The following is a 21183-nucleotide window of genomic DNA, read 5'->3' as shown; positions in this document are numbered from 1 at the left end:
ACAAGTATATCTAAATCAAACTGGTATTTTCTATGATAATATAGTTAAAAACTAATAGTTAATCAATAGTCTAAAAATGAGATATTAGTATTCTTTGATGGCTTGTTGTTATCTATAAAGAAAAGATTGAAAATCATTTACTAGTTCTTTTTTAGGTTTAGAAATATCAATGAAATTTACTCCGCAATTATTGTCAAACTTATCAAATACTCCTTTAGAACTACAAACGACAATAGGAAGTCCTTGGTCATGTATTTTAATAAAGTCTAATAAATCATTCTCGGAATAAATTACAAAAAAAATAAATGAGTAATCACTTTTACTGTTATCAAAATCGCTAATAAAATTAAATTTTTTATAAACTTCAAAATCTATTCTTTTTCCAAATTCTTTTTTTAAAAATCTAGAATAACCATGCTGATTATCATACACTATTACCTGTTTTGATTCCATCATTTATTATTTAAACGTTACATCTATTTAACTTATTCTTCTCCATGTACTTTCTTTTCCTGAATTTGTTTTTTTTCAGTTTTGCTACAAACTGTCATTAGTAATAATCCAGAAATGGCTATTAAAGTTTTTCAATAACGATTCATACGCGTTTATTTTATTTATTATTTTGTGCTATTCAGATTATAACAAAGTGACTATTGTTTTACTGGAATAATAGACATATTTTTCTTCAATAACATAGTGTCTGGAATAGTCTCAAGGATAGATTTTTTTAATGCCTCAATCAGTCTTTTTTTTACAAAATGATTGTAATAAACTAATCCTATTTCCCTAACTGGATATGGGGATACAAAACGGCTAATCTTGTTCTTTTGTTCTTTATTTAACGCTAGTACTGTTAACTCAGGGAGAATCGTTGTGCCCATATTCAAATCTACCATTTGCTTAAGGGTCTCGATACTACCCGACTGATAATCTATTTTTAGATCTGAAGCGCCTTTGGTTCTTAATTCACATAAATTTACAATCTGGTTTCTAAGGCAATGCCCCTCTTCCAGCAGTAACAATTTATTAGGATTTATATCTTCTGGAACAATGTATTTTTTCTTAGCCGAAGCAGCATTCAAATCACCATAATGATAGAATTCTTCATAAAATAAGGTTTCTTCTTTTAAACCTTTATCTAATAATGGAATTGCCAATATGGCTACATCTATTGAGCCATCCTTCAATTTCTCCTGAATTTTTTCGGTAGTCAACTCATTAATGACCAACTTAACTTCTTTATAGTTTGCCATAAAATATTTTATAAAAAGAGGTAATAAATATGGAGCTAGTGATGGTATAATTCCTATTCGGAGATCTCCCCTCACCTCACCTGTTTCTTCACGTATTATCTCTTTTATCCTGTTGGTTTCCTGCAAAGCAATTTTTGCCTGCTCTATTATTTTCATGCCAATATCTGTAGGTCGAACTGGTTGCTTACTCCTGTCGAATAAGATGACATTGAGTTCATCTTCCAGTTTTTTAATCATTCCGCTTAAGGTCGCTTGTGTAATGAAACAGGCTTCTGATGCTTTTAAGAAATGGCGATGCTTGTCTAATGAAACTATGTATTCTAATTGCTGTATATTCACTGTGTTAGATTTTATCTATATAATAATTAAATTTATTAGCTTACGCGTATAAGTATGCAAATATACTTTTGTCTTTTTAAAGATGAAACTTTATAAAAACAACAACAAATCATTACAAAATGACTCATTACTAATTCATTAAAACAAATTAGATAAATAATGAATTCATAATTTTGTATGATTTTTTTTGAATAGAAATTAACTAATTTACTACATCTGAATATTGCAAAAAGAGCTTTATTAGACTAGCCAAATTATCTATTTCTAATTTTTTAAAAATTCTAAATTTGTAAGTACTAATAGTGTTTGATTTTATTTTTAGGTATGCCATTATTTCTAAATTTCCATACCCATCGACTAGTAAACGAGCAATTTCAAGTTCTCTGTTAGATAAAAGATCTAGTGGATTAACTGGTTTTTTTGAGATGCAAGACTCTAAAATTTTATTTTTTAAACTAAGTGTAATAAACTTACCTGAAAAAATCATTGCATTTAAGGCATTTTTTATTTCTTCTTCTGAGCTTTCCTTGCTTAGAAACCCAGATGCTCCAGCGTTTAAATAGCGCATCGCATACGAATCCTCATCACAGATTGAGAATATTAAAATATTTACATTGGGCTGAATGGATTTTATTTCTTTTAAAATATTCAGGCTACTGCCTTCTGGAAAATTCACATCCATAATTAATAAATCAACTTTAGTTTCTGTAAGTGTTTTAATAATATCGCTAAATTTTTTTGTTTGATAAACTACAGGGTTTGAGAATGATTCTTTTATAATTAGAGAAAGTCCATGCCGGACTACACAATGACGATCAGCAACTACAAAACAAAAATTATTTGATTGTTTCATTTTAGGTTAAATATATTTACTTTGAAAAGGGGAAAATGTTATTGTAAAGAGAATAACGGCTCTATTTGTATTTTCAATTTAAAGATTTTACTCAATACTAAAATAAATATGACAATTACAAACCTAATTTAAGAAGAAGGGAGTCAGCTGTAATAATAATTAAAATCATTATCCTAAATCGCCTATCCCTTCTAAATATTTATGCCATCATTTATTGAAATAAATGTAATTTTAATAGTGTAACATTATTTCACTATTGCATCGAAACAATAACAAACTCACTGCGTCTATTAGCCTGATGCTCTTCTTCTGTACATTTTACCCCATCAGAACAATGGTTTACCAATTGCGATTCGCCATAACCTTTTCCTGTTAGCCTGCTTGAAGAAATTCCGTTTTTCACTAACCATGCGATAGTAGATTTGGCTCTTCTGTTTGATAATGCAATATTGTATTTAAATGTTGCACGACTATCGGTATGCGAACGAACATCGATTTTCATCTTTGGATATTGTTGCATTACAGCAAGTACTTTCTCTAGTTCGAAGGCTGCTTCTTTGCGAATAAATGACTTATCTAAATCAAAATAGATAATTGGTATATTTAAGGTTTTTGCTAAATCTGTACCTACATCTATAGGTTTGATTCGTTGCTCTAATTGCAATGATAGCACCGTTTTTCCCGTTGCATTATTTATCGTAATTCTTTCTTCCTTAGTTTCATAGTCTTTTTTCTCTGCTCGTACTGAATATATTTTTCCGCACACTACATCAAATTTATAACTTCCTTTATCATCGGTTGTTGTGGTAGTTATTAACTCCATTTTCTCGTTGTACAAGCTTACTTTTGAGTCTGCAAGGACAGCACCAGTTTCACGATCTGTTATAATTCCGGATAATAATTGCTCACAAATTAGTTTTCGCATTTCTAAAAAACGATAAATATCATCATATCCTTTACCACCACTTCGATTGGAAGAGAAAAACCCATTTCGATTTTTGCTATCTATCAAAAAAGCAAAATCATCCTGAGAACTGTTTATTGGAGCGCCTACATTTTGAACCTCGCCAAAGCTGTTGTCATTTCCTATTTTAGATACAAATACATCTAAACCTCCAAGCCCGGGATGTCCATCACTTGCAAAATAAAGCTCATTATCTCCAGATATAAATGGGAAACTTTCTCTTCCTTCAGTATTAATAGTCTTTCCTAAATTCATTGGAACACCATAACTGCCATCGCTGTTGATTTTTACACTAAACAAATCTGACTGCCCTAATGTACCTGGCATATCTGAGGCAAAGTATAATGTCTTCTCATCTAAACTTAATGCAGGATGTGCAACGCTATAGTCATTACTATTAAAAGGTAATTCGGTTACATTACCCCACTGATTATCCGTTAGCGTTGCTTTGTATAATTTTAATAGTGTTATACTCTTGTTGTCTTTTCCTTTTTTACTGTTCAAATAATTGTTTCGGGTAAAGTACATCGTTTGACCATCATTTGTAAATACTGGTGTTGACTCATGAAATTTTGAATTGATTTTTTTACTAAAGCGCTCAGGTTTCCCCATTTCTCCTCCAGCTTTTATTTCAGAAGTATATATATCAGTAAACGATTGATTGGTCCAGCTGAACACTTTCTTAGAAACTCCTCCTGTATCTCTTGCTGAGGCAAAAACTAATTTATTGTCTAAAAATGAACTCCCATAATCTGAAGATGCAGAATTAATACCGAGATCAGCTATATCAAAACGACCTGAATTTGCTGTAATTATTTCCAGATAATTTTTATTATTCTCATATAATTTAGCTCTTAGGTCATTGCCTGATTTCTTATTAAATTCCTCTAACATCATGTTTGCTTTGGCATAATTACCTACAGACTTGAGTGTTTGAGAATAACGATAATAATATTCAGGTTCCTGGTTTGGGTTCATAGCAAAAAGTTCACCATACCATTTTTCAGCTTGGGGTAATTCAGCATTAAAATAATAAGCATTACCAAGCTTTTGAAACATTTTTTCGTCTTTGTAACCTTTCTCGGCTACACGCTCATAGATGGCAATAGCATCGACATAGGCATATCTTTCATATTTCTTGTCGGCCGCAACTATTCCTGCTTTTTGTCCATAGCTATGTAAAGCCAGAACGCTAAAAATGGTGCTATAAAGTAGAGTTTTTATTTTCATAATAGTAGTAGTTTAGAAGAATCTTGGAGATATCATTTTATCATATTTATTGAACAATTCATATCGCAAAAAGATTTCATGTGATCCTGAATTGTAATTTCCTAATCGGGTGGTGTCTAAATCATATGCATACCCGATAAACCAAGAATTGCTTACCTGAAATCCTACCATGGCGCTTAATGCAGCACTCCATCTATAAGCAACACCTGCAACAAATTTTTCATTGATTAAAAAATTTCCTGATACATCTACTTGCAAAGGAGCTCCTTGTACGTATTTGGTTAGCAAAGAAGGTTTGAATTTTACATTATAGCTTAAATCAAATACATGACCTGCAATTAAATACAAATTCATATTTTCTTTAGCCACATGACTATTAGATCCTGCATCAGCATATCTGTCAAAATGTTTGGTCTCCAACAATTGTGGTGCCGACAAACCAACATAAGTATTATCTGAATGCAAATAGACTCCTGCTCCAATATTAGGCGAAAATTTATTATCAATGTTGGTTTCAAAAACATAGTCATTTTTATCGTATTGATTCAACTTGGTGAAATCAACATTCAATAAATTAGCTGTTCCTTTTATTCCAAAAGATAATTTATAACGCTCTGATGTATGAATAGTATACGAAACATCTAAAGCAATATTATTTTCGTCTGATGGGCCAATTCTGTCATTAACAACTGAAACTCCTATTCCTAAATTAGTTCCATTTATTGGGGTATTTATCGATGCTGAATTAGTTACTGGTGCACCATCCAGTCCTACCCATTGTGAACGATGCAAAGCAAAAATACTCATTACTCCTCTTGATCCTGCATAGGCCGGATTGACGTTTATAGTATTATACATATACTGTGTATACTGTGCGTCTTGTTGTCCATAACTTGCGATTGTTGCCAGTAGCAAAACAAATCTTAATATTATTTTTTTCATCTGTTTTTTTATTTAAATCCCTGAGAAGAAAAGTTTTCCCAGCTCTCAGGGATTAATTTAAATTTATCTGTTATCTGTTTAAATACAAGTACCCTGCTTTCGAATGTGCATTTGAAGCGTTGTCTTTATATTTTAGAATATAATAGTAAGTTCCTACTGGCAGCTCTGCACTTTGATTAATCGTTACACGTCCTTCAGATATTCCTTTAAAGACTCTGTCTGAATTATTATAATGATCTTGGTCAAATACTAAAACTCCCCAACGATTATAAATCTCTACTGTGTTATCAGGGAAACATTCTAATCCATCAATTTTAAATACATCATTTTCTCCGTCTCCATTTGGTGAAACAGCATTAAAGACTTCTATAATACAAGATGGATCTATAACTATTGAAACTGTCGCTGTATCACAATTTGTTGGATTTGCTTTTTCGCAGATGCTGTAACTAATGGTGTAGTTTCCTGCCGGCGTATTAGGCGCAACCGTGATTGTACCATCGGTATTTAATGTAAATCCTGCCGGAACAGATACTTCTGTTAAGTTTACTTCAGATGGTATAACCGGTACTCCGTTTAGGGTATCATTTGTTAATACACTTGGCGTTGTACCTCCATCTTTTTCATTAATTGGCGTTGCAGTATAATCATCATCGTTTGCCTGAATTACAGTTGTTGCTACTACTACTGTAGCAGTTGTTGTAGCACAATTTGATGAATTTAACTTTTCACAGATTCTGTAAGTAACTACATAATTACCTGTTGGCGTATTAGGTGCTACCGTGATAGTTCCGTCTGCATTTAAGGTTAATCCTGTTGGTACATTTTCTCCTGTTAAGTTTACCTCAGCAGGTACAACAGGGAATCCGTTAAGAGTATCATTTGTTAATACGCTCGTAGTTGTACCGCCATTTTTCCCATTGATAGGTGTTGCAGAATAATCATCGACTATTGCATCAATTCTAGCTGTAACTACAACTACCGTGGCAGTTGTTGTATCACAATTTGATGAATTCAACTTCTCACAAATCCTGTAAGTAACAACATAAATACCCGCTGGTGTGTTAGGAGCTATAGTTATAGTTCCATCACCATTTAAGGTTAATCCTGTTGGTACATTTACTTCTGATAAGTTCACTTCAGATGCAATGATTGCTAATCCGTTTAAAGTATCATTTCTTAGTACACTCAATGTTGTACCTCCATCTCTTCCTATGATTGGCATTGGAGTGTAATCATCTATTTTGGCACAAATTACAGATTGTATTACTACATCATCAGACACTGATGAAACACATCCTGAAGTTACATCTGTAACTGTTGCTGTATATGTTCCTGCCAGTGCTGTTACAACTCCTGATGCTGAGATACTAACTCCTGTAGATGGTGTAAAAGTATATGTCTTTGTAGCATCATAATTGGTAATTGCAAAACTTCCTGTAGCAACAGTACACGTTGGTTTAGTCACTGTACCGAATAATGCTATTGCAGGTGCAGATGGTGCTGCATTGATTTTTGTACTTAAAGAAGTTACTGAAGTACAAGCTCCTAATGTAGCTGATACTGTATAATCTCCTGCAGGTGCTGTTACAACTCCTGTAGCCGATATACTTACTCCTGTAGATGGTATAATTGTATACGTGTAAGTTGCATCATAATTAGTGATTGTAAAACTTCCTGCTGTCATGGCACAAGTTGTAGGTTGTACTACAGTACTCAATACTGGTTGTGCAGGTGTAACAGGTTGAGCATTAACAATTGTATTAGCCGAAGGTGAAGTACAAGCTCCTAATGTTGCCGTTACTGTATAGTTACCTTCTGGTGCTGTTACAACTCCTGTAGCTGATACGCTTACTCCTGTATTTGGTGTAAATGTATACGTGTAAGTAGCATCATAGTTGGTAATTGTGAAACTTCCTGTTGCGATAGCGCAAGTAGGTTGTGTTACAGTACCTAATATTGGTGTTACCGGTGTTACTGGTTGTGCATTAACAGTTGCACTAGCCGAAGCTGCTGATGTACATCCTGAAGTTACATCTGTAACTGTAGCGGTATATCCTCCTGCTGGTGCTGTTACAACTCCTGTTGCTGATATACTTACTCCTGCATTTGGTGTAAATGTATATGTGTAAGTAGCATCATAATTGGTAATGGTAAAACTACCCGTTGCTGTAGAACACGTTGGTTGAGTTACTGCACTAAATAATGCTATTGCAGGTGTTACTGGTTGTGCGTTAACAGTTGCACTAGCCGAAGCTGCTGACGTACATCCTGAAGTTGCATCTGTAACTGTAGCGGTATATCCTCCTGCTGGTGCTGTTACAACTCCTGTTCCTGATACACTTACTCCTGTATTTGGTGTAAACGTATATGTTTTTGTAGCATCATAATTGGTAATGGTGAAACTACCCGTTGCTGTAGAACACGTTGGTTGTGTTACTGCACTAAATAATGCTATTGCAGGGGTTACTGGTTGTGCGTTAACAGTTGCACTAGCCGAAGCTGCTGATGTACATCCTGAAGTTGCATCTGTAACTGTAGCGGTATATCCTCCTGTTGGTGCTGTTACAACTCCTGTTGCTGATATACTTACTCCTGTATTTGGTGTAAACGTATATGTTTTTGTAGCATCATAATTGGTAATGGTGAAACTACCCGTTGCTATAGAACACGTTGGTTGTGTTACTGCGCCAAATAATGCTATTGCAGGTGTTACTGGTTGTGCGTTAACAATTGTACTAGCCGAAGGTGAAATACAAGCTCCTAATGTTGCCGTTACTGTATAGTTACCTTCTGGTGCTGTTACAACTCCTGTTGCAGATACGCTTACTCCTGTATTTGGTGTAACTGTATACGTATAAGTCGCATCATAGTTGGTAATTGTAAAACTTCCTGTTGCTGTGGCACATGTTGGCTGAGTTACAGCTCCTAATGTTGGTGCAACCGGTGTTACAGGCTGAACATTTATTGTTGAAATAGCTGAAGCTGCCGACGTACATCCTGAAGTTACATCTGTAACTGTGGCTGTATATGAATCTGCCGGTGCTGTTACAACTCCTGTAGCCGATATACTTACTCCTGTATTTGGTGTAAAAGTATAGGTCTTTGTAGCATCATAATTGGTAATTGTAAAACTACCTGTAGCAACAGTACATGTTGGTTGTGTTACTGCGCCGAATAATGCTATTGCAGGTGCAGATGGTGCTGCATTAACTGTTACCTCTAAAGAAGCTACTGAAGTACAAGCTCCTAATGTAGCTGTTACTGAATAATCTCCTGCCGGTGCTGTTACAACTCCTGTTCCTGATATGCTTACTCCCGTATTTGGTGAAACAACATAAGTGTAAGCTGCATTATAATTGGTAATTGCAAAACTACCATTTGGAGAAGCACAAGTTGTTGGTTGTGTTACAACTCCTAATGTTGGTTGTACTGGTGTTACTGGTTGTGCGTTAACAGTTGCACTAGCCGAAGGTGAAATACAAGCTCCTAATGTTGCCGTAACTGTATAGTTACCTTCTGGTGCTGTTACAACTCCTGATGCAGAGATACTTACTCCTGTATTTGGCGTAAAAGTGTATGTGTAAGTCGCATCATAATTAGTAATTGTGAAACTTCCTGTTGCTGTGGCACATGTAGGCTGAGTTACAGCTCCTAATGTTGGTGCAACTGGCGTTACAGGCTGAACATTTATTGTTGAAATAGCTGAAGCTGCCGACGTACATCCTGAAGTTACATCTGTAACTGTGGCTGTATATGAATCTGCCGGTGCTGTTACAACTCCTGTTGCAGAAATACTAACTCCTGTATTTGGTGTAAAAGTATAGGTCTTTGTAGCATCATAATTGGTAATGGTGAAACTACCTGTAGCGACAGTACACGTTGGTTGTGTTACTGCGCCGAATAATGCTATTGCAGGTGCAGATGGTGCTGCATTAACTGTTACCTCTAAAGAAGCTACTGAAGTACAAGCTCCTAATGTAGCTGTTACTGAATAATCTCCCGCTGGTGCTGTTACAACTCCTGTAGCCGATATAGTTACTCCCGTATTTGGTGTAACAACATAAGTGTAAGCTGCATTATAATTGGTAATTGCAAAACTACCATTTGGAGAAGCACAAGTTGTTGGTTGTATTACAACTCCTAATGTTGGTTGTACTGGTGTAACAGGTTGCGCATTAACAATTGTACTAGCCGAAGGTGAAATACAAGCTCCTAATGTTGCCGTAACTGTATAGTTACCTTCCGGTGCTGTTACAACTCCTGATGCAGAAACACTTACTCCTGTATTTGGTGTAAAAGTGTATACGTAAGTCGCATCATAGTTGGTAATTGTGAAACTTCCTGTTGCTGTGGCACATGTAGGCTGAGTTACAGCTCCTAATGTTGGTGCAACCGGCGTTACAGGCTGAACATCTATTGTTGAACTAGCCGAAGCTGCCGACGTACATCCTGTATTTGCATCTGTAACTGTTGCTGTATATGTTTCGGCAGGTGCAGTTACAACTCCTCCTGCAGAGATACTAACTCCTGCAGATGGTGTAAAATTATAGGTCTTTGTAGCATCATAATTGGTAATTGTAAAACTACCTGTAGCAACAGTACACGTTGGTTGTGTTACTGCACCAAATAAAGCTATTGCAGGTGTTACTGGTTGTGCACTCACGGTAAAACTAGCTGCTGCAGAGATACATGTTCCTGCAGAAGCAGTAAGATCATAAGTACCCGATGCTAATCCTGAGAATATACCGGTTGCATTGGTAACAGCTGGAATTACAGGATTTGTTCCCGTAAGCGTATAGGTAATATCTGGAGCTACTACAGGAGTAAGAACAGTAATAGTACCTGTGCTTAAAGTACAAGTTGGTTCCGTTACATCGGCTGTTGGAGCAGCTGGAGCAGCTGTATTAACAACTGTATAAGTTGACACAGAAGTTCCTGAACATAACCCATTCACAGTATATGTAAATGTAAATGATCCTGTTGCAGATACTGATGGTGACCAAAGATGACCATTTAAGTTTCCGCTTGATGGGTTTGTTGTTTCAACCCACGTTCCATAAGGATCAGCTGTAGCAGGAAGCAATGTATTTAAATCTAAAGTAGTAACTGATCTACAAACAGCTGTTGAACTATCTGCCCCAGAATTTGGGTTATCTAAATTTGAGGTTATTTGATAATCTAAAACAACATCTACACAAGATCCTGGAGGAGACGAAGTAAGTCTTACATGATAAGTACCCGTATCGGTAGCTGTATTAAATGTTGGAAAAGATAACGTTGAAGTAGTACTCAATACAGTTGGATCATTGTCTTTTGTCCAGCTAAAATTAAGATATGGAACTCCATCTACAGAAAGTTTTCCTGTTGTTGAACCATTACATATATTTACAGCTGTTAATTTTGGTAAACCTAGTTTTTCAATATCAAGTAAAGAGTTAACCACATTACCACAGTTATCTGTAATCCTAAAATTATAGATACCACCGGTTAAACCTGTAAAAAGGCTACTGCTACCATTATTTACTACAAATGGGTTACCATCTTTAGTAGTAATCGCATACGTATAAGGTTCAACACCGTCATAACCAGTTATAGAAGCATTATAATGTACCCCATCTGCACATTTAAACGAATATAAATCTTTCGGTTTCAACCCCATTGTAGCATAATCAAAAGTAGAAAGAACATCAAAACAATTTCTTCCATAACCATAATTAGCAACACCTGGATATAATTCAAGCGTTGTAAAAGTCTTTACTATTCTATAAGTTCCCGGTGCTGTCCAAGAACCTTGCTGCTGACCATTTATTAATGATTGAGCATTTGATGCACTAGGTACATCGCTGGAAAAACCTCCTGCTGTAGGATGTCCCCAATTATTACTTGAAGGATCTTTTATTTGTAGCCAATAAAACACATTTTGATTAGCTTGAACAAGATTATCTCCTGTTACACTCAAATTAACATCAAAACTACCACACTTTTGAACTTTAGCTGCAACTACAGTCCCTTGATCATAACCTATAACAGTCACATCGGTAGGAATGATATGTCCGCAATTATCTGTCGTTTCAACTTTATATATTCCTCCTGCAACATCATCAAAGACAACATTGTATCCGTCTGCAGTAATACGAGATGTAACGTCAACAGGATAAGAACCGGAGAAACCCGAAGGTCCTGCCAAAATTCTTGCACTTACAAAAGTATATGTTGACGTATTTTGTGATATCGAAAATGTACCATTTCCAGCTCCACAACCTATTCCCTGAAATACCCATACACTCGGAGTTGGAGTAGATACAGTAACCTCTTCATCAATAAAAACACCGCAAGCATCCGTTACACGAATCATATAAACCCCATCTGGTATTGGATTTCCAACACCTCCTACAAGGTTAGAGTTAGATGGTGCACCAATGGTGTATCCCGGCGGTGCCGATAAAACCTCGTATTGCAAAGTTTTTACCATGTATTGAGTGCCTAAAGAAATATAGGATCCCATACAATCTGCAGGTAAAATCTGAGCAAATACTTCTGCAGGATTATTAATATTTCGTGTAGCAGGAAAGACATTTCCGCAAGCATCTGTGATCTTTAGATCTAATACAAAAGGTGCAGTATAAAAAGGAATAGAGGTAGTTATGTCCTCAGTACTACTACCAAACCGATTAGGACCTGTAATTGTTTTAGAAGTTGTTATGTCTGCTCCTCCACCAGGTGGATGAACAATATAGTCAAACTGAAGCGGGTAAACCATTACGTTACTATCTGCTCCTGCTTTTATAAATTGTCGAAAATCGCCAAAACCACAAGCACTTCTTTCTGTATTATAACTACTAATACCATTACTACCATCAGCAAATTCTATATTAGGTGTAAATACAGTAAGAGTAGCTGTTTGAGTTACAATTTCCCCACAATTATCTGTAACCGACACTACGTAAGAACCTCCGCTAAGACCTGTAAAAGATCCGCTCGATTGAGGACCTACATTCATAGGGCCTGTAATTGAATACGCATTAACAGCAGCTGGGTTTCCTGCATTAATCGTGACATTAATTGCGCCTGAATTAGGGCAAGTCACATCTGTTTTGGTAACAGTAAAACCTAGCGGACTCACATTTGCACTTATATTGCCATCCCAAGTTTGAGAGTTACTCGTGTGTCCGACCATACTTTGGGTGGCAACGATACGATAAACACCTCCGCTTAGTCCCGTTTGAGAATTGCTTGTTGTTGTAACAAGCGCCGTGCTAAAATTTGGAGCTTTGTAGATCGCATAGGTAACAGTAGCACCGGGATCTGTTCCCGTAGTACTAAATGCTAATGCGCCATTGTTCCTGCAAGTCTCTGGAGTTGGCGTCACGCTGAGAGTAAATGTAGGCAAGGTCACTTGCGCTTGCATTGCAAAATTCACCAGTAGAAATAGCAATAAAACCGATCTACGGTGAAAAACCTTTGCCAAGCAGGATTTTTTAATTAAAGTAATTTTTTTCATGTTTCGCAGTTATAAAGTTTTTAAATTGATTTAAAATTGGGCTTAATGTTAATAACTGATCAGTGTTGTCAAGAATGACTGTGTAGTACTATAAGCACTATTGTTACCACTAGCCGTTACTTGATGATTCGGGATTTGTAATCCATGTCGAATACTAATTGGTTTAAATATTTTATAAAACAATTTAGCCCAAGGCACAAAGCGCCTCAAAAAAATAGAATGATCCATAATATATAAGTTGTTTAAAAATTACATGCGTAATAAGCGATTACTGCTATTAGCTATAGATTTAAGATTTATCTGGTACTGAAATTGTCATATTGCATCATGCCTAAAAACGTTAAGAAAAACAAGTTTCTTTGCGATTTTGGTCAATAACAATACCCATAAGGATATCTTAAATTTTTAGTTTGTGTTAATAACTCAGTAATTCTTTTAGAAGAAAATAAAATTTAGGTTTGTACTTGTGTTACTTTTTTTTTAACAAGTAAAAAACTAAAAAATTTTCTCAATAGCTCTTGAGGTTAAGTAAGCAATTTATAATGTGAGATTGATTTGGGGACAATATTCACACTACATAAAAACGTTAGGCAAACATATTATAAAAACTAGGTAACATCCTAAAAAACACATACCACATAGGTACTCATACGTTTATAAAACAGACACTTAATGTTTTACAAGTTTAAAAATAACAGCGTATAATAAGATTCGGCGTTTTAATATTCCAAAAAGAAAATAAGGAATTTATATATAAATATATCTAAATTGTATTACAATGAATATTTTTTTTTAATTTTTTTTTAGTAGTAAATATCAAATTAAAAAAAACCTTATTACAATTAAGATGACATGTTAATAAAAAACTATTTAAGTTTTGAAGAGAAACAATAAACATTTTTATCTATTTTAAAAGTTGCACTGCAATTTCATTTTCCTGAAGAATTGCATAATCAAATGCCGTTTTATTAAACCTATCTCGTATTGTTTTATCCGCTCCATTATCAAGTAGAATTTTTATTATTGAATCAGTGCCAAAAGTTGCTGCAAAAATTAATGCTGTTGCTCCATTATAATTTCTTTGATTGATGGTTGTTTTATAACTCAACAATAGTTGAACCATTTTATCCAATCGTTTAAAGCACACTCCCATAAGTGCCGTATTCCCCATTTTATCCTGAATGTTAGGGTTCGCCCCTTTTTTTAACAACAATTCGGCAACTTCAAAATTGTCGTTATAGCATGCTATTATTAATGCAGTACTCCCTCTTTCATCCGCTCTATTAATATCTTCAACTAACAGCTTGTTCAATAGTTTGACATTATTGGTACGTGCAGCTGTAAAAATATCTTCTTGAGCAAAAGTTATAAAAGATGTAAATAGCATTAAAAGTAAAATATACATATTGTGTTTTGTCTTCATTTTCTTGATGTATTATAAATTAGTATAACCATAAAAACTATTGATTTAGTTATGAGTGAAGTAGAAAAAAAGGAGTTCATTTAATTAAAAATTGAACTCCTTTTTTAGAGTGATATTACTTCTAAATGAATATCTGAACTGGTTATCTTAAAAACATTTTTTCTACATCCTCTCTAGATAAACCAAGTTCCTTTGCCAAACGTTTTCCATAATCAGCATCAGCCATATAAAAATAACCAACCATTTTCTTAACCACATCTTTATTGGCTACACCTTTTAAATCACCCGATAGATTACTTATAAGATTTTGCTTTTCTTTTTCATTTAGAGAACGGTAAAATTCACCTGCTTGCTTAAAATCGTTCGGCTTACTAATTTTTTGTTGAACAGTAGTTGTATTCACAAAGCTTGATTTTGAATACTGATAATTTTCGTTATCGACAAAACCATTTTTAGAAGCACTAGGCTCATAGTTAATATCTCCATTTCCTTTCTTTGTAGAAAATGCACCATCTTGATTATTAGAAACTACTGCTACTTTAGAGGCATTTATAGGTAATTGCTGAAAATTTGCTCCTATCCTGTATCGTTGTGTGTCAAAATAAGAAAACAAACGTCCTTGTAATAACTTATCTTCCGATGGTTCTATTCCGGGTACTAATGTTCCTGGTGAGAATGCCGACTGTTCTACTTCCTGAAAGAAATTATCCGGAACTCTGTTTAAAGTCATTTTTCCAACCAACTGTAAGGGAATCATACTTTCAGGCCACACTTTAGTAGGGTCTAACGGGTTGATATCCAATTTATCAAAGTCACTAGGTTTTAACAATTGTACATAAAGTTCCCATGACGGATACTTCTCCATCTTTATGTTTTCATATAAATCTACTGTAGCGTGCTGAAAATCTTTTCCTTGAATTTCGGTAGCTTCTGCAGCAGTTAGGTTTTTTACACCTTGCAGGGATTTCCATGTATATTTTACATAGGTTACTTCGCCTGCATTATTAACCCATTTAAAAGCGTGTACTCCAGAACCATCCATTTGTCTGTAATTAGCAGGTATTCCGTAATCAGAGTAAACACGTGTAAGCATATGTGTTCCCTCAGGAATGTTACTAAAAAAATCAAAAACTCTGCTTGCATCCTGCTTGTTAGTTACTGGAGATGGCTTGAAAGCATGCACCATGTCAGGAAATTTAATCGCGTCACGAATAAAAAATACAGGCAGATTATTACCTACCAAATCATAATTCCCTTGATCTGTGTAAAATTTAGTAGCAAATCCTCTTGGATCTCTCAAAGTCTCCGGCGAACCTGTACCATGTACAACAGTAGAAAAACGTACAAAAACAGGAGTCTTCTTCCCTTTTTCAAATAATGAAGCTCTTGTATAGCCTGAAAAATCTCCCGATGCTATAAATTCGCCATAAGCTCCAGTACCTCTGGCATGAACTACTCTTTCTGGTATACGTTCTCTATCAAAAGAAGCCAGTTTTTCGATTAAATGAATATCCTCTAATAAAACCTGTCCATTCTGACCGATTGTTTTTGAATTTTGATTATCGCCAACAGGAGTACCTGTATTAGTTGTAATCTGCTTTTGTTGTGCCATTATTGATATTGATGACATAACCAAAGCATACAGAATTGATCTTTTTTTCATATAGCATTTTGTTTTAGAGGACAAATGTATATGAGCACATTTATAAATTCAAACTGATAAAAACAATGTTGACATAGGCAAAACCTAACACCTTGGATGCATATTGATTATAAGATATAACCTGTAAAATCGCTGCTTTTTTTGTCACAAAAAGTTTAGGAACTCTATCTTCATTTACGCTACTTTTAGTACTTTTTTAGATGTTTACATAATGTGTTAAACAACGTTTCCTAAACTACTGCTCAAACTTTACCGAAAGAGCGTGATCCGAGTGACTAATTTTTCCATTAACATAGACAAAAAAATATTGCTTATCAAAATGGTATGTATTGACAGTGCTTTGGTATCTGGTATCGCTAGTCTAAGTTTTAATTTTGTCAGATATAAATTTTAAAATAAAAATAAAATGAATAAGGCATTATTATTAATTGATATACAGAAAGAATATTTTGAAAACGGAGCATTAGAACTTGTAAATCCTATTGCTGCAAGTGAAAACGCCAAGAAACTATTGGAGCTTTTTAGAAAAGAAAATGGGACTATTATTCATGTTCAGCATATATCTGGAGAAGGTGCTCCCATTTTTGTTCCCGTTACAAAAGGAGTGGATATTCATGAAAATGTAAAACCGTTAGCAGGAGAAAAAGTAATTACAAAACAGTTTCCTAATAGTTTTAGAGGGACTGATTTACTAGAATATCTTCAGTTAAAGGAGATAACACATTTGGTAATCGCGGGAATGATGACTCATATGTGTATTGACGCAGGAACAAGAGCCGCTGTTGACTTTGGATTTGAATGTACTGTAATTGGAGATGCCTGTGCTACATTGAATCTTCAAATAAATGGTCAGGAAGTTAAGGCTGCAGATGTTCATAATGCATTTTTGGCGGCACTGGAATTCTTTTATGCAAAAATTACAACAACAGAAGATTATTTGCAGTCGTAAAATAAAGAGCAAATAAGGAATCACTTTTATAAAATGAGCTGTAATTTATTACAGCTTATTTTTTTTCGTTGGAAGTAATTTGTAAATGAAGTTGTAAATTTGCTTTAATTATTATATTTAAGCACCTCTTAAAGAAAGTAATAAGGAACAGATTCCAATACATTAACTAATTAAAAAAATGAAAACGGTCAAATTTCATAAAACAGAATGTGGTGTTGAAGTGCTTCTAAATGTATTGCACGGCGATATGCTGAGCGAAAGATATCTAGAACGCGATACTTACAATACTGATTTTTTTGAAATATTGCTTTTTAAGACTGCCAAAGGGTCTCTGATTTTAAATCAGCAGAAGATCGATATAAGGGACAATACAATTGTTTTTATTTCTCCCTTTCAAAAAAGGCAATGGACTTTAGAAAAAGAGGGATTGGATTATACGGTTCTGGTTTTTCAGGAAAATTTTCTTAATGATTTTTTCTCAGACAAATTCTTTACATATCGCCTTTTGTATTTCTATCAATTGAATTATCCTTTAAATATTAGTATTGAAAAGGAAGAACTTCAAAAAGCACTTGGTCAGCTTATGGAAATCAAATACGAACTTGTTAATAGCAAAACAGATAGTATTCATATTATACGATCTCTTACTTATTACCTACTTTTGAAGTTTAACAGAATATATGCTAATGCAAATAATCTTTCAATTGATAGGGCAGAAAATAACTTTGCATACCAATTTAAACAGTTATTAGAAATACATATTAGGCAGAAGCAGCGAATTGACTACTATGCCGATTTATTAAATGTGAGCAGGATTACAATTAACACTTGTGTAAAAAAGCAGTTTAATGTAACCGCGACAGAGCTCATAAAACAAAGACTGCTTTTTGAGATAAAGAATGACCTGATACATTCCGGAAAGACTATTGCTGAGATTGCTTATGATCTTCATTTTTCTGAACCTGGACACATGATGCGATTTTTTAAAACACAGACAGGGATAACCAGCAGTCAGTTCCTCTCAGATTATCAAAATGGTATATTTTCATAACATTTTATAAAACTGTTACAGAATAAGATAATTTTACAACAAAAGAATTACTATACTTTAAATGAAAGTTTACAGCATGGCAATTTCAATACATTTAAATCTGCCTCAAGGCAATTAATTTTTCAATATGATCAAAAAATACAAATCCAATAAGATATATTACCAAAGTACAATAACACTTGCAGGACCAGTTGTAATTTCTCAGCTGGGGCATACCCTGGTGCAGACTCTTGATACAGTTATTATTGGGCATTATGCAGGAACTATATCATTGGCAGCAGTCTCGCTGGTTCATTCTGTTTTCATGGTAGTTTTGGTCATAGGCTTAGGAGTTGCCTACGGATTAACACCTTTGATTGCACAAGAAAATGGAAAATCAAATTTTAAGGAATGCGCCGAGCTTCTGTCAAACAGTTTATGGCTTAATGTCGCGTCTTCAATTTTTCTTTTCTTAGTAGTGTACTATGGTTCTATGTTTGCCATGCAGCATGCAGATCAGGATCCTCAGGTGGTAGAAACAGCAAAACCTTATTTACTTATTTTAAGTTTATCTATTATCCCCTTAATGATATTTCAAACTTTCAAACAGTTTGCAGAAGGACTGGGTTTTACAAAACAAGCAATGTCCATAACGATATGGGGAAATGTGCTCAACGTAATTATTGCAGTAATTCTGGTAAAGGGAATGTTTGGGATCGAGCCAATGGGAGTTAAAGGAGTTGGAATTGCAACATTGATAGATAGGATTTTAATGATGCTAGTCATGATGTGGTATGTACTTCGATCAGAAAATTTTAGAGTTTATCTGCACCATTTCTCCGTTAAGTTTATTGATTTTTCAAAAATTGCAAAAGTGGTAAAAATAGGATTACCTGTTGCCATGCAGTATGTGTTCGAAATTGGAGTATTTGCAGTTGCCGCTTTAATGGCCGGTCATATAGGCGCAGTAGAACAGGCAGCCCATCAAACAGCAATAACCCTTGCCGCAATGACCTACATGATGGCAGGAGGAATTGCATCGGCTGCAACTATTAAAGTCGGAAATAGTTTCGGAAATAAAAATTACAAAAGACTTCAGAAGTTTGCTTATGCATCCTATCATTTAGTTATCATTTTCATGATGTTCTTTGCTGTAATTTTTACAATCTTTAATCAATATTTACCTTACTTAATAACAAATGACGTAAATGTTGTAGCGCTGGCTGCACAATTATTGATAATTGCTGCAATATTCCAGCTCTTTGATGGTACACAGGTAGTTGGACTAGGAACACTAAGAGGAATGGGAGATGTAAACATTCCCACTTTTATAACCTTTGTTGCTTATTGGATTATTGGTCTGCCTGCAGCCTATGTTTTAGGTATGCACTTCAATTTAGGTGTAAATGGAATCTGGTATGGTCTGACTCTTGGTTTGTTAACATCGTCTGTCTTACTGTATTTAAGGTTCCGATATGTAATGAATAAGGTCTTGGAAAAAAAATCTATAAGCTAATATTAATCTCTAAATAGCCAGCATAAAAAGATAATTTATGGTCATTTATCAATCAGATAAAATGATTCTAGATGCAATGAAATATCCTATTTTAATAGAACCTCCATATCTTTAAAAAAAAGAGAGAAAAAAAACATCATTTTATACACATCTATAAATGAAAAAATCAATAGTTGAGAGTACATCTTTTACTCCTTACCAAAAATTTATAATTGTTATATTATTCCTTTTACAATTTACGGTCACATTAGATTTTATTGTTATTTCTCCTCTCGGGGATATGCTGATTAAAAACCTTGATATGACTACATCTAGTTTTGGCTTTGTAGTTTCAGCTTATGCTTTTAGCGCAGGAATGTCAGGATTACTGGCTGCAGGATTTGCAGATAAATTTGATAGAAAAAAGATTTTAATTTTCTTCTATACCGGATTTATTATTGGTACTATTTTCTGTGCTATCTCTTCCAGTTACTTAATGCTTCTTATAGCGAGGATTGTTACAGGACTCTTTGGCGGTGTAATCGGATCCATTTCCCTTGCCATAGTAGCTGATTTATTTTTGATTAATCAAAGAGGACGTGTTATGGCTTATATTCAAATGGCATTTGCTGCAAGCCTGATTTTAGGAATACCGGTAGGAGTTTATTTTGCCAATAACTGGGGATGGCATTCGGCCTTTATTATGATTGCAGGTATAGGTATTTTAATCCTTATTGCGATTGTCACTCAAATGCAGTCTATAAACAAGCATCTAGAATTCCAATCCAGTAAGAATCCTTTTCTCCATCTTTGGGGCACATTAAACAATAAAGAATATAGGATAGGTTTTACAGCCATTGCTCTTTTGTCTATTGGCGCATTTATGCTCCAACCCTTTGGAACTGCTTTTATGGTTAATAATTTACATATTAGTCAACTGCAGTTACCTATGATATTTTTCCTTATAGGTCTTTCAATACTTATAATAATGCCGTTGATTGGAAAATTAAGTGATAAATTTAATAAATTCAAGCTATTTACAATAGCATCTCTTCTCTCGATAATTATGGTTATAATCTACACCAATTTAAATCCTATAGCATTATGGGAAATCGTAGCAATAACTATAGTATTGTATATGGCAATAATGAGCCGAATGATACCAGCCTCTACTCTAAATACAGCCATTCCAGAAATAAAAGATCGTGGTGCCTATATGTCTGTAACTTCTTCATTGCAACAAATTGCCGGAGGGATTGCTGCTGTCTGTGCTGGGTTTATTGTACATCAGGATACTAAACAATCACCGCTGGAAAACTATGATATACTAGGATATGTATTTGCTGCAATAACGCTTTGCACCATATTTTTAATTTGGAGAGTGAATCAATTAGTGAGGCTAAAAAATACTCTTACAAAAATATCTCAGGAAGATATATAAAATGCGCTCTAAATTATGATGTAAATATTTAATTAATTTTATTTCTTGGTTGAGATCAATTCATTCATTTCTTCAAATCTTAAAGGAAATGGTTTAT

12 protein-coding genes are annotated in these 21183 nt (G+C 34.5%); 4 read left to right on the top strand and 8 right to left on the bottom strand.

Annotated elements, in window-relative coordinates; translation table 11 throughout:
• Window positions 1–108: 108 nt before the first annotated feature.
• The 8 genes from SHI72_RS07815 to SHI72_RS07780 all read right to left on the bottom strand — a co-directional run bounded on the left by SHI72_RS07815 (window position 109) and on the right by SHI72_RS07780 (window position 16171).
• Complete coding sequence (locus tag SHI72_RS07815) at window positions 109–456, bottom strand: hypothetical protein (RefSeq protein ID WP_123912091.1); 348 nt, start codon at window positions 454–456, stop codon at window positions 109–111.
• 194 nt (window positions 457–650) lie between these two features.
• Window positions 651–1592, bottom strand: coding sequence for a hydrogen peroxide-inducible genes activator (locus tag SHI72_RS07810; protein ID WP_323489625.1), 942 nt, complete (start codon window positions 1590–1592; stop codon window positions 651–653).
• Window positions 1593–1794: 202 nt separating this feature from the next.
• Complete coding sequence (locus SHI72_RS07805; RefSeq protein WP_086894705.1) at window positions 1795–2445, bottom strand: response regulator transcription factor; 651 nt, start codon at window positions 2443–2445, stop codon at window positions 1795–1797.
• A 253-nt stretch (window positions 2446–2698) separates the two neighbouring features.
• Window positions 2699–4639 (bottom strand): OmpA family protein, encoded by a 1941-nt coding sequence (locus SHI72_RS07800; protein WP_039116712.1) that lies wholly within the window; start codon window positions 4637–4639, stop codon window positions 2699–2701.
• A gap of 12 nt (window positions 4640–4651) precedes the next feature.
• Window positions 4652–5581 carry a type IX secretion system membrane protein PorP/SprF gene (locus SHI72_RS07795; RefSeq protein ID WP_039116710.1) on the bottom strand — a complete coding sequence of 310 codons (930 nt, stop codon included), beginning with the start codon at window positions 5579–5581 and terminating at the stop codon, window positions 4652–4654.
• 70 nt (window positions 5582–5651) lie between these two features.
• On the bottom strand, window positions 5652–13085 hold the full coding sequence (locus SHI72_RS07790) for a gliding motility-associated C-terminal domain-containing protein (protein ID WP_323489624.1): 7434 nt from the start codon (window positions 13083–13085) through the stop codon (window positions 5652–5654).
• Window positions 13086–13989: 904 nt separating this feature from the next.
• Complete coding sequence (locus tag SHI72_RS07785) at window positions 13990–14508, bottom strand: ankyrin repeat domain-containing protein (RefSeq protein WP_323489623.1); 519 nt, start codon at window positions 14506–14508, stop codon at window positions 13990–13992.
• A 142-nt stretch (window positions 14509–14650) separates the two neighbouring features.
• Complete coding sequence (locus tag SHI72_RS07780) at window positions 14651–16171, bottom strand: catalase (protein WP_323489622.1); 1521 nt, start codon at window positions 16169–16171, stop codon at window positions 14651–14653.
• A gap of 406 nt (window positions 16172–16577) precedes the next feature.
• Here SHI72_RS07780 and SHI72_RS07775 point away from each other — a divergent pair, with 406 nt between their 5' ends.
• The 4 genes from SHI72_RS07775 (at window position 16578) to SHI72_RS07760 (ending at window position 21086) form a co-directional block, all read left to right on the top strand.
• On the top strand, window positions 16578–17120 hold the full coding sequence (locus SHI72_RS07775; protein ID WP_323489621.1) for a cysteine hydrolase family protein: 543 nt from the start codon (window positions 16578–16580) through the stop codon (window positions 17118–17120).
• Between the two features lie 178 nt (window positions 17121–17298).
• Window positions 17299–18171 carry a helix-turn-helix domain-containing protein gene (locus SHI72_RS07770; protein ID WP_039116192.1) on the top strand — a complete coding sequence of 291 codons (873 nt, stop codon included), beginning with the start codon at window positions 17299–17301 and terminating at the stop codon, window positions 18169–18171.
• A 127-nt stretch (window positions 18172–18298) separates the two neighbouring features.
• Window positions 18299–19666 (top strand): MATE family efflux transporter, encoded by a 1368-nt coding sequence (locus SHI72_RS07765; RefSeq protein ID WP_323489620.1) that lies wholly within the window; start codon window positions 18299–18301, stop codon window positions 19664–19666.
• 157 nt (window positions 19667–19823) lie between these two features.
• Window positions 19824–21086, top strand: coding sequence for an MFS transporter (locus SHI72_RS07760; RefSeq protein ID WP_323489619.1), 1263 nt, complete (start codon window positions 19824–19826; stop codon window positions 21084–21086).
• The last annotated feature ends 97 nt before the right edge of the window (window positions 21087–21183 follow it).

Source organism: Flavobacterium sp. PL02 (assembly GCF_035013205.1).
GTDB lineage: Bacteria > Bacteroidota > Bacteroidia > Flavobacteriales > Flavobacteriaceae > Flavobacterium.
This window is presented reverse-complemented; position numbering and strand designations above follow the sequence as displayed.